General features: G+C 47.1%; 10 protein-coding genes and 1 rRNA gene. 2 read left to right on the top strand and 9 right to left on the bottom strand.

Annotated features, from left to right (window positions below):
• From VIM72_RS09600 to VIM72_RS09585, 4 genes are all read right to left on the bottom strand, one after another.
• A 16S ribosomal RNA gene (locus VIM72_RS09600) occupies positions 1-127 on the bottom strand; the annotation flags it as partial.
• Between the two features lie 544 nt (positions 128-671).
• Positions 672-1,436: a tRNA pseudouridine(38-40) synthase TruA gene (gene truA / locus VIM72_RS09595; protein WP_332002616.1), complete on the bottom strand. Its 765-nt coding sequence runs from the start codon at positions 1,434-1,436 to the stop codon at positions 672-674.
• Positions 1,437-1,544: 108 nt separating this feature from the next.
• Positions 1,545-3,062, bottom strand: a complete 1,518-nt coding sequence (locus VIM72_RS09590; RefSeq protein ID WP_332002615.1) for a DUF4476 domain-containing protein — start codon at positions 3,060-3,062, stop codon at positions 1,545-1,547.
• A gap of 36 nt (positions 3,063-3,098) precedes the next feature.
• Entirely contained in the window at positions 3,099-3,596 is a 498-nt protein-coding gene (locus tag VIM72_RS09585; protein ID WP_332002614.1) for a biotin/lipoyl-containing protein, read from the bottom strand.
• 134 nt (positions 3,597-3,730) lie between these two features.
• Between VIM72_RS09585 and VIM72_RS09580 the strand changes: the two genes are divergently transcribed.
• Positions 3,731-6,277, top strand: coding sequence for a M1 family metallopeptidase (locus VIM72_RS09580; RefSeq protein WP_332002613.1), 2,547 nt, complete (start codon positions 3,731-3,733; stop codon positions 6,275-6,277).
• 272 nt (positions 6,278-6,549) lie between these two features.
• Here VIM72_RS09580 and VIM72_RS09575 read toward each other — a convergent pair whose 3' ends face one another.
• The 4 genes from VIM72_RS09575 to VIM72_RS09560 all read right to left on the bottom strand — a co-directional run bounded on the left by VIM72_RS09575 (position 6,550) and on the right by VIM72_RS09560 (position 9,429).
• Positions 6,550-7,479: a hypothetical protein gene (locus VIM72_RS09575; RefSeq protein WP_332002612.1), complete on the bottom strand. Its 930-nt coding sequence runs from the start codon at positions 7,477-7,479 to the stop codon at positions 6,550-6,552.
• Between the two features lie 18 nt (positions 7,480-7,497).
• Positions 7,498-8,274: a TPM domain-containing protein gene (locus VIM72_RS09570; RefSeq protein WP_332002611.1), complete on the bottom strand. Its 777-nt coding sequence runs from the start codon at positions 8,272-8,274 to the stop codon at positions 7,498-7,500.
• Positions 8,275-8,309: 35 nt separating this feature from the next.
• Complete coding sequence (locus VIM72_RS09565) at positions 8,310-8,768, bottom strand: TPM domain-containing protein (RefSeq protein WP_332002610.1); 459 nt, start codon at positions 8,766-8,768, stop codon at positions 8,310-8,312.
• Between the two features lie 82 nt (positions 8,769-8,850).
• Positions 8,851-9,429 carry a LemA family protein gene (locus VIM72_RS09560; protein ID WP_332002609.1) on the bottom strand — a complete coding sequence of 193 codons (579 nt, stop codon included), beginning with the start codon at positions 9,427-9,429 and terminating at the stop codon, positions 8,851-8,853.
• Positions 9,430-9,816: 387 nt separating this feature from the next.
• Between VIM72_RS09560 and VIM72_RS09555 the strand changes: the two genes are divergently transcribed.
• Positions 9,817-10,281, top strand: a complete 465-nt coding sequence (locus VIM72_RS09555; protein ID WP_332002608.1) for a response regulator — start codon at positions 9,817-9,819, stop codon at positions 10,279-10,281.
• Positions 10,282-10,394: 113 nt separating this feature from the next.
• On the opposite strand, the gene VIM72_RS09550 is transcribed toward VIM72_RS09555, so the two are convergent.
• Positions 10,395-11,109 (bottom strand): hypothetical protein (locus VIM72_RS09550; RefSeq protein ID WP_332002607.1); only part of this gene is annotated, 715 nt, incomplete at its 5' end.

The following is an 11,109-nucleotide window of genomic DNA, read 5'->3' as shown; positions in this document are numbered from 1 at the left end:
TTGCGTACGTGTTCCGCACCCGTTTGCCGGTCGCCACCCGGTATTGCTACCTGTGCTGCCCCTCGACTTGCATGTATTAGGCCTGCCGCTAGCGTTCATCCTGAGCCAGGATCAAACTCTCCATTGTAAAGAAGTTTTGATACTGACTAATTTCTCTCGAAATCGGTCGGATCGTTTGTTAATTATGTTAGCTATAACATTACCTGTGTTTGATTCAAACTATCACTAATTTGAATCGTGCTGTTGTTTCCATTCTTTCAAAGAACTTTTGGTCACTTACATGACCAGTAGCTGATGTGTGAGATCCGATCTCTGTGACGCTGCAGTCAAACATCTTTTCAATTCGTTTCGCAACTTCCGCTGCCCCGTTGTTGTTGGGGTTGCAAAGGTAATCAACTTTTGATTTCTTCCAAATCTTTTTAAAGATTTTTTTAAATTTTATTTTCTCATCACAGCCAACCGCAGATGCACTGGTACCAGGTATTAGCGACCGGATCACGATAATAAAATAAATGCAGAAATGTAGTGTTGGAAAGAGCTTTTGTATGCCTGCTTTCTATCAAAGCGGAGCGCAAAGGTAGGCGCTTTTTTTACACTTCCAACTTTTTTGGAGAACTATTTTTATAAAAAACCTGTAACCCTTCACCAGAAAGGATTACAGGCATAAAGAATTATTGATGATCAAAGCTCAGCGGCTGTAAAAGCCCCTCCGGATATCTCACATTCATTAAAAACAATCCCTGCGGGGGAACTGCAAAATCCGCATTTGTACAATCGAGGCTTTCTATTGCAGCTTTGAACTCATCTATGGAAAGCTTGCCGCGGCCCACCCTCAGCATAGTTCCTACCAGGCCGCGTACCATCCCCCGGAGGAAACGGTTGGCGGTAACGTTATAGACTATACGTTCACCATTTACTGTCCAGTAGGATTCGGTAATGTTACATATATAGGTTTTCACCTGCGTATTGCGTTTGGAAAACGTGGTAAAATCACTGTAACCTTTAATCACTTCTGCTGCTTCCTGCAAAGCATCGATATTTATCCTGTAAGGAAAAAAGTATCCGCGGTCTTTCAGGAAAGGATCTTTACGGGTATATAATGTGTACTCATAGGACCGTGCCAGTGCTGCAAAGCGGCTGTTGGCATCGGGTGGCACCAGGTAGATGGCACGCAGCACTATATCGTCGGGGAGAATAGCGTTGATCTTATACAGGAACTGCGGATGCAACGGCAATGCCGTATCAAAGTGCAGGAAGTTCTGTTGTGCATTCACACCGGCATCGGTTCTGCTGGAGCCGGTGCTCTCTATCGTTTCGCGGAATAAGATGCTTAACGCCCTGTCTATTTCCGCCTGCACGGTATGTGCATTCTCCTGCACCTGGAAACCGCTGTACTGCGCCCCCTTATATCCTACTTCTATAAAGTACCTGTTCATATGGGGGCGAAAATAAAGAATTACAAACTATCCGGAATGAATTACGGAGTTATGGTGAGATAAACCAATGGTTCATCTTCCCATAACTCCGTAAAAATGAAGGTGATATTATTTATGTAACATGGCTTTGAACCGGCCCCTGTAATAGTCGTCGATCAACAGGGTTTCCAGGGAGCCATATTTCTCTGTATCCAGTGTTTTAGGGTAAGCAGCATCCAGCAAGCGATAGCGGGTATCGTCTGCAGTGAGCAGCTGCACCAGGGTTTTCACCTGGGCTGTTTGCAGGCAATAGTTGCGGGTTTGTTTCTTAAACACATCAATCATACTGTTATCCGTTCTGGCGGCTACAAATTTGCGCAGCACCTTGCGGAAGGTATCATCGTCCATTACATTGGCGCAATCGGAATTGATCAGGCGCGTATCTGCCTTCTTTTTAGCAGCAGGCGCAGCTTCCGTTGTTACTTCCGCTCCTAACGGCGCCCCTGCAGCGTCTGCATTCACCATTTCCTCGTCACCGCGTTTCTTTTTCTTTTTGCTGCGTACCGGTTCTTCATCTGTTATTGCGATGCCATAACCGCTGGAATCCGTAATAACATTGGCCGGATGCTCGGTATCATCAAAGATCTTCTTCCTCTTCTTTTTGTTGCGTACCGGGGCTTCTTCTGTGGTAACCGGCACTTCCACTACCGTAGGCGCAGTAGCGGCGGTTTCCGTTGCTGCGGCAACCGGTGCAGGCGCGCCACCGTCCTGGAATTCTATAAAGTCGGGATCTCCTTCTTTTGCCTTGTGTTTCTTTGATTTCTTTTTTACCGGCTCTTCTTCTGTACCTGCAGCAGCTTTGGCTGCTTCTTCCGCAGCGGCTTCACTGGCGGCAGTTTTATTTTCTTCTGCAAGTACCCCGCTCAAAATTGCCTGTTCTTCTTCTGTTAAAGGTTCTCTTTCTCCCCTGTTACGTTTCTTCCGGGATTTTTTCACTTCAACGGCTGCAGGTGCGGCTTCTGCAGGAGCTACTTCCTTTTTCACTTCCGGCAGCGGTTCCGGTTCGTCCCTGTCGTCGCCCCCCACCACTACTTTATCCAACGCGGAGGCAAATGAATTGCCTGATTTTGCCGGGGCAGGTTTAGCCGGGCCTGTTACAATGGCTTTATCTGCAAAAGTGGTTTCCAGGTCTTTTTGCAGGTTAGTCATCATTTCCTTTTTGGCAGTGTCCAGTTCAGGTACAACAGCGTCCGGAGCTGGCGGCGCTGCTGCTAACGCTGTTTCCCCCGCACCGGACTTCAGTTCCCGGAAGGTTTGCAGGTTATATAAAGAATAACCGGCTTCGCCAGACTGCTTCAGCAGGAAACCCTGATCAGTTTTGGCTATTCTCAGGTTAAACTGTGCTTCTTTGGATTCTTTATTGGGAAAGCCTACCGTAATAGGCGCCGTACCGGTTTCCAGCCGGGGGATGATAATATAGCCCCTGTCGGTGGAGCTCAACACTTTGCCGTTATGCTTTACATAGAACGGCTGTCCCTTCTCGCTCTGGATATATACGTAGTGGAGCTGCTGCTCCTGCGCCCACAGCCGGCCGCATAGTAACAGACATGCCCACACGAATATTACTGTCCTGTATTTAAGATGCATACTATAGATTGGTATAAAACTCTCCTTGTGCAAATATTATTCCAGCACGATCAGCACTTCGCCTTTTTCCACTGCGGTGCGCTCTGATACCTTAATTTCTTTTACGATAGCGTCTGAACCGGCCTTGAACACATTTTCCATTTTCATAGCTTCCAGGATCAGTACCGGGTCGCCTTTTTTGATGGCCTGCCCCGGGGTTACCAGCACTTTGAGCACCAGGCCCGGCATTGGCGCCTTGATATCATTTACCTTCCTCGTCATGGCATCTTTGATACCCATAGACGCCAGCAGCTGGTCGATCGGCTCTTCTATCACCACTTCAAACTGTTGCTGGTTTACCTGCAATACTACCGTTTTGGTCTCTCTCTCTATCCTCAAAACCTGCGCCTGGTAACTGTGGCCATCCATTATAACGCTGTAATCGCCGGAAGGCAGCTTCACCGCCGACCAATCCACTTCCTGGTTATCGCAGGTAACCTTTGTATCGTTATTAACGGCAAATGCAGATTTACCATTCACTATTGCTTTGATCATAATGTTGTTTTAGCGCCCCCGGGCGTAACAAAAATAGCATTTTTAACCACTTACCTCATATTTGGCCCATTTGTTTAAATTTGACTCTTTTAAATTGGCCCAAGCCAATACATTTGTTTAAAACAGTCTTTTACATGAATCTACATCTGAAGCAATCCCTGATGGGGATGCTGATCGGAGGAATAGCCGGTCTGGCGATGAGCACTAACCTGATGGCCCAATCTGACAACACTGCCCAGGACGACCCCGCATTAAAGATCTACCGCGCATCTGCCACCAAAGTGAACGACCTGGTACATACGAAGCTGGACGTACGTTTCGACTACGCCAAACGGTACCTCTATGGCAAAGCCTGGATAACCCTCAAGCCTCATTTTTATGCCACCGACTCCCTTACACTGGATGCAAAGGGCATGGACATCAAGGAAGTAGCGGTAGTAAAGGCAGGTAAAAACAATGCCCTGAAATACAGCTACGACAGTCTTCAGCTGCATATCGCACTGGATAAAAGCTACAAAGCCACTGAATCATATATCATCTATATCAGTTATACAGCAAAACCCGATGAGCTTAAAGTAAAGGGTAGCGCCGCCATCTCCGATGCCAAAGGGCTCTATTTCATCAACCCGGATGGTAAAGATCCCAATAAGCCCACCCAAATATGGACCCAGGGCGAAACTGAAAGCTCTTCCGCCTGGTTTCCCACTATCGATAAAACCAACCAGAAATGCACCGAGGAAATCAGCATGACGGTGGAAAAAAAGTATGTAACCCTTTCCAACGGTAAGCTGGTTAAGCAGAAAAACAATGCCGATGGTACCCGTACCGACACCTGGAAGATGGATCTTCCCCACTCCCCTTACCTGTTTATGATGGCTGTTGGTGAATATGCCATTGTAAAAGACAGCTGGCGCGGAAAGGAAGTAAATTACTATGTAGAAAAGCCTTTTGAGAAATATGCCAAAGCCATTTTTGGCAACACTCCTGAAATGCTCACTTTTTATTCCAGCATACTGGGATACGATTACCCCTGGGTGAAATACTCCCAGATCACAGGCCGCGACTACGTTTCCGGCGCCATGGAAAATACCACAGCTACGCTTCACGGAGAATTTATGCAGAAAACAGACCGTGAACTGCTCGATAATAACAACTACAACGAAAGCGTAATTGCACACGAACTGTTCCATCACTGGTTTGGCGACCTGGCTACTGCTGAGTCCTGGAGCAATCTTACCGTAAATGAATCCTTTGCCGATTACAGCGAATACCTGTGGCTGGAACATAAATATGGTAAAGATGCAGCAGATGAACATAGCCTGGAAGCAACGCAGTCGTATATGTCGATGGTACAGTACTCCGGTGATAAAGACCTGGTACGCTTCCATTACCACGATAAAGAAGATATGTTTGACCAGATCACCTACCAGAAAGGCGGCCGTATTTTACATATGCTTCGCAATGCAATCGGAGATTCGGCCTTCTTCAAGTCGCTGAACCTTTACCTGAAAACAAATGCCTTTAAGGCTACGGAAGCGCACCAGCTGCGCCTTGCAGTAGAAGAAGTAACCGGCAGGGATATGAACTGGTTCTTTAATGAATGGTATTTTGGCAAAAGCTTCCCCCAGCTGGATATCAGCTACAAGTATAATGACGCCGCCAAAACGGTGACCGTTATCTTACAACAGATCCAGAAAGACAGCAAAGTATGGCATATTCCTATGGCCATCGATATCTATGCCGGTGGTAAAAAGGAAAGGCATAACATCTTCATGGAAAACAGGATCGATTCCTTCACCTACTCCTATACCACTAAACCAGACCTGGTGAATGTTGATGCAGATAAGGTAGTTTTAGCCAAGATAGATGACCATCGTGCATTCAGCACCTATGCGTATCAATACGCACATGCGCCGAACTATATGGACCGCCATATCGCTATTGATGAAGCAGCGGATGCACAAGCCACCAATCCTGAAGCGGTGAAGCTCCTGACACAGGCCCTGAAAGATAAATACCATGGCTTAAGAAGCTATACAATCGGGAAACTGAACCTGGCCAATACCGCTGTAAAAGCCGCAGCCTTACCGGTTGTAGTGGAACTTGCCAAACAAGATCCCAGTTCCCTGGTACGTGCTGCCGCCCTGCAGCAACTGGGTGAACTGAAAGATTCCCAGTATGCCGCTTTATTTGAAGCAGCTACAAAAGATAAGTCGTACGGTGTAGAGGCTGCCGGCCTGGAAGGCTTAGCCACACTGGACCTCGACAAAGCCTACAACATTGCCAAACAATTGGAAAGCGATACCAGGGGTAAACTGGTAAACGCTATTGCAGGTGTATATGCGAGAAAAGGGAATACTGCAGATATAGCTTTCGTGGCCAGCAAATTTGATGAAACCTCCGGCCAGGATAAGCTGAATGCGGCTTTCGACTACCTCGGCTTCTTATCTAAGATCAACAATACCCCTGCGGTTATTAAAGGCGTGGACCAGGTAAAGGCCATGACCGTTCAATTTAACAACTCACAGGTAAGCACCTATATCACTAACTGGATGCAGGAGATCAGCAAAAGTAAATCGCAGGAAGCAACTGCCGTTACCGGCGCTAACCGCGAGGAGCTGCTGAAACAGTCGGATTATTTCCGCAAGGCGTCTGAGGAGATCAGGAAGAGTATTAAATAATGCAGCGAATTTTGTCTGACTCAGGATTTTGATGATTTCGCTGATTACACTGATTTTTATTTTTGAGTTTTATGTAAAAAGGGAGATGAAAGTGGATATTGCTTTTATCTCCCTTTTTTCATCTTACTAAATTACCCTGATTTCTATTTTTTGAATTTTATATAAGAGGGGTGATGAAAGTGGGTATCCGCTTTTATCTCCCTTTTTTCATCTTAACTAGAAAACAAAATCAGTGTAATCAGTGTAATCAGCGAAATCATCAAAATCCTGAGTCAGACAACATCCGCTTCAATCTCTACGAGGGCATTGAGTTGCGGATCCCAGCGCCAGGGTGTGCCCGCCAGTCGCACGCCTCCGAGCCAGCGATGCTCCAGTGATGCGTAATCGAGGTAGTTTTCTTCTTCCTCCAGTATTTCTCTTCCCAGGCTGGTAATTTTCAGCATCTGGTCATGTTCTTCAATTACGCCGGCGTTAGCCATACGGTGGACGAGGATATCCAGTTGGAAGTTGGTGAAGCCGTATATTTCAAGTTCACTCCAGAAAAGCATGTAGAGGTCGTACCAACGGTAGCTTCCAAGCACGAGGCGGAGCAGGAAGTAGTTTTCAATGGTGCTCAGGCCCGTATTGATATCCGGGAATCGTTTCAGGTGCGCCGTGATTGCCTCGGGGAGGTATTTCAGGTTCCCCGGGGGCAGCTTGCTAACCGTTTCAAGTACCTGTGGAGTGCTCATGCACCAGGCGTCCCAAACATCGGCGGCCCAGGTGAGGTCGTTGGGTTGAAGCGGTATGCGTTGTTCAAAGATTTGCGGAAACTCTTGCGGAGTAGGGTGATGATGAAGATCTACCAGGCTGATGGTAGGAAGAGTAGTGAGCCTGCTGCTTAGATAATGGAGGATGAACAGCATATTGATCTGGCAAAACAGGTCGTATTCAAACCAGAGCACTATTTCGTCTGCAGCGGAGCCGGAGAGGTCTAACTTCTCCAGCTCCTGTACTACATTGGTAAAATAGGTTTGCTTATCAATTCCATAGTGATACTCGAGGTGTTTGGCGCGGCTTTCAAAGAATTCTGTGAGATCTTTCGTGTATTTCACTTTGCCTTCGCACATCATTTCCCTGCATACCACAATTTCCCCCGGCACTTTGCTTTGCCGGAACAAGGCAAGGGTAGCATCTCCGTTTAACACATGCAAATATGACATAAAATAGTTTTCCTGCTATTACCAGCTGCCACTGGCGCCACCGCCACCTCCGGAACCTCCTCCGAAGCCGCCGAAGCCACCTCCGCCTCCACCGCCGGACCATCCTCCACCACTGCTGCCTCCTCCGAAGCCGCCCATACCGCCAATCACCGGCCATATCCATCCTCCCCGCCTGTTGTAGGTGGTACCGCCACCTCTGCCCCCACCGCCCCGACTGATGATGGAAATGATAATCACGATCACCATAATGATCAGGAATATAGCGCCCGGGCTGATGCCAGGCTCACTTTGCCTGGGGTCTGCACGGTATTCGCCGGCGGCAGCCTTCTGAATGGCCTCCACAGCTCCATCCAACCCCTGGTAGTAATGGCCTTCCCGGAAAGCTGGTTTTATGATCTGGGAAATAATCTGGTTAGCGGTAGCGTCGGGCACTACGCCTTCCATACCATAACCTGTTTCTATCCTGATCTTCCTGTCTTCCAGTGAAACAAGAATAAGGATACCATTGTTCTTGCCTTTGGTCCCTATTCCCCAATCACGCAATATTTTTAATGATACCTGGCTGATATCGTAGTCACCGATAGACTTGAGTGTAACAATGGCTATCTGGGTAGAGGTACTGTCGAAGTAAGCCACTACTTTTTGTTCGAGGGCTTCATCTTCGCTTTTCAGCAATATACCCGCAAAGTCGTTCACTAAAGTGGGAGGATTAGGCCGGGGCGGTATATTCTGGGCATTTGCCAGCAAACCCGCCATCATTAATAATCCCGGTAAAAACCAGCGTAGTATCCTCATTGTATCAAAGCTAAAATCGTTTAAAAAGAGTGGCTTTATTTGCCGAAGACGATATCGTCGGGCAGTTCATTATCATCATTACCGGCTTCATGCGGGAAATAGGTACGGAGTGAAGCGCCTATTTCCGCTATACATGCTTCGATGCCATCGATAATACGATTCTCCTGGAAATGGCTGATCAATAACCCGGCTTCTTTTACCCAGAAGTCGTTACCTACTTTCTCATGTATCCCCTGATCGCCCAGGATGGCAAACTGCCGGTCTTTAATGGCCACATATACCAAAACGCCGTTGCGCAATCTTGTTTTTCCCATGTCCAGTGATACGAAGGCTTCCTTCGCTCTATCCATAGGATCTACATAGCTGCAATGGCTTTCTACAAACAACCTGATTTCCCCGGAGGTAAGCCGTTCAGCTACCCGGATAGCGTGCACCAGTCTTTCTTTTTCTGTTTCTGAAAAAATCTCTTTCCGTTTAAAAGGGAAAATGCGCATGCTGTATATTTTTTAATTCCGGTCCGGGATGCCGGTATTACACCAGCATCCCGGAGGCGGCCAATCTTTTATGGGTTGTTTTTTAGAATTTTACCTGCGGAGCATTTTCAGCACCGGCGGCGGCTTCGAAATAACCTTTCTGTTTAAAGCCGGTAATACCAGCTACGATGTTATTCGGGAAGGTGCGCACGGAGCTGTTGTAAACGTTTACCGCATCGTTAAAATCGTTGCGGGCTACGTTGATCCTGTTTTCCGTTCCTTCCAGTTGTGCCTGGAGATTCTGGAAATTAGCGTTCGCCTTCAGGTCGGGGTAAGACTCAGATACGGCGAGCAGGCGGCCGAGGGCCTGGCTTAACTGTCCTTGTGCAGCCTGGTATTGTTGAATTTTTTCAGGGCTGAGATCATTCACATCTACTTTGATCTGTGTAGCGCTGGCGCGGGCCTGTACTACCTTTTCGAGGGTTTCAGTTTCGAAATTGGCAGCGCCTTTTACAGTGGCCACCAGGTTAGGGATCAGATCAGCACGGCGTTGATAGCTACTCTGCACCACTCCCCATTTATTTTTCACGGCTTCATCTTTGGTCACGAGGCCATTGTATTTGCCACAACCTAACATGACCAATAATGCGAGTACTACAATAACAATAATTCCTGTTTTCATCTGAATTTAAATTTAAGTTTTAAGTGCGGCAAATGCGCAAAAGGTATTCCCGAATTTACACTTGCCGGTGTAAGTAGTTTTTTCTCCGGTGAACGCTATAAAAAAAGCGGTTAACGCATGCTTTTCATGGCTACACGAAAATATGGAAACTCCCCCACTAAATCGCTATTGGATAAGGAAACGGCTATTTTTTAAAAAAGTTCATTCATCCTTGAAATATTCGTCTTAAAACAGTATGTTTATATGTACCTTTGCAAGGTGTAAAACGTTGAACGTTTTACTATATGATTTAAGTTGAATGGGGCAGAATGGACACAAAATCGATATCGAAAGTTTCATTGTTTCTAACTCATTTATTATCAATAACTTGGAACTAAGTCTGCTTAAATGAGTGCACAACACATCCATATACTCTATATTGATGATGAAATACATAATCTGAATGCTTTCAAAGCTTCATTCAGGAGGCTGTACAACGTAGTTACAGCCAGTTCTGCGGAAGACGCAGAAAAACTGCTGGCGGAAAACGAATTTCACATCATTATCTCGGACCAGCGGATGCCCAAAACTACCGGCATCGAGTTTTTTGAATCTATACTGGAAAAGTACCCCGAGCCAATACGTATGCTGCTTACCGGCTATGCCGACATTAACGCCGTTGTAGATGCCATCAATAAAGGACAGGTTTATAAGTATTTCTCCAAACCCTGGAACGAAGAGGAGCTAAAACACAATATTGAGAAAGCATATGAAGTGTATGCCCTCCGGAAAGAGAACAAAGAATTAACTGCCAAACTGCTTGATGTAAACCAGAAACTGGAATTCCTGGTACGACAAAAATTAATTTCCTGATCATTTACAGTAGTAGTGAAAATAGAGAGGGATGCCTGTAAAGTGGCTTCCGGATTGCTTATACCTTACTTTTGCCATGTACGTAAGGTGGACTTGATCAGGAGAAGATCCGCTCATTCCCTTTGTGGGATAGCTACTGTGTAAGGTATACGCGAAGTAATGGGATACCTTTTAGCGGCCGCCAACTTGTAAGACAATACCTTTTTGAAACCAGGCATTGCTTTTACCCGCTGTTTTGTATTTGCCGGAATAGCCACCCTAAGCAGGTTTGCTGCCACAAAGCGCCGGTTGGCAGATGCCTGTTGCCCATGAAAGGCCCGCACCTGCACTATTACCAGCAACGTACCTTTTCCCGGTACTGCCGCTTCCCATTCTACACCAGGGAAATGTGTGTCCAGATTGATCATCACAGAAGAAGTAGCCCGGCCGGTTACCCGGCGCTCCGTGAAGCTGATGCGTACAGCTACCAGCTTTACTTCCACATGTGTAGCAGTACCCTGCGCCGGTAATGTTTGCGCCGGTATTGTTACCGTTCCTCCGGGTGAGATCAGCGGCTGGCAAGAGAAGAATTGTTCCACACCGGCATGCCTGTTGAACCGGAAGCCGTTTATAGTTTGCAGCTGATCTTTTCCTGCGGCGATCAGCGCTTTGTTGAGACGGTTCACCAGGGAGCCATCACGGGGGAGTTCCAGGTGAGGCAACACGGCATGCCGGATCAGCCGTCCCTTACCGCTGGCGATGCCAAAATCCCTGGCGGCGTGCCTGGTAGCGGCGGTTTGCCGCACGGTTTCAGGCATAGAGCGGAGGAAGTACTGACCGTTCCTCCGG

It is taken from the genome of Chitinophaga sp. (assembly GCF_036569185.1).
GTDB lineage: Bacteria > Bacteroidota > Bacteroidia > Chitinophagales > Chitinophagaceae > Chitinophaga.
This window is presented reverse-complemented; position numbering and strand designations above follow the sequence as displayed.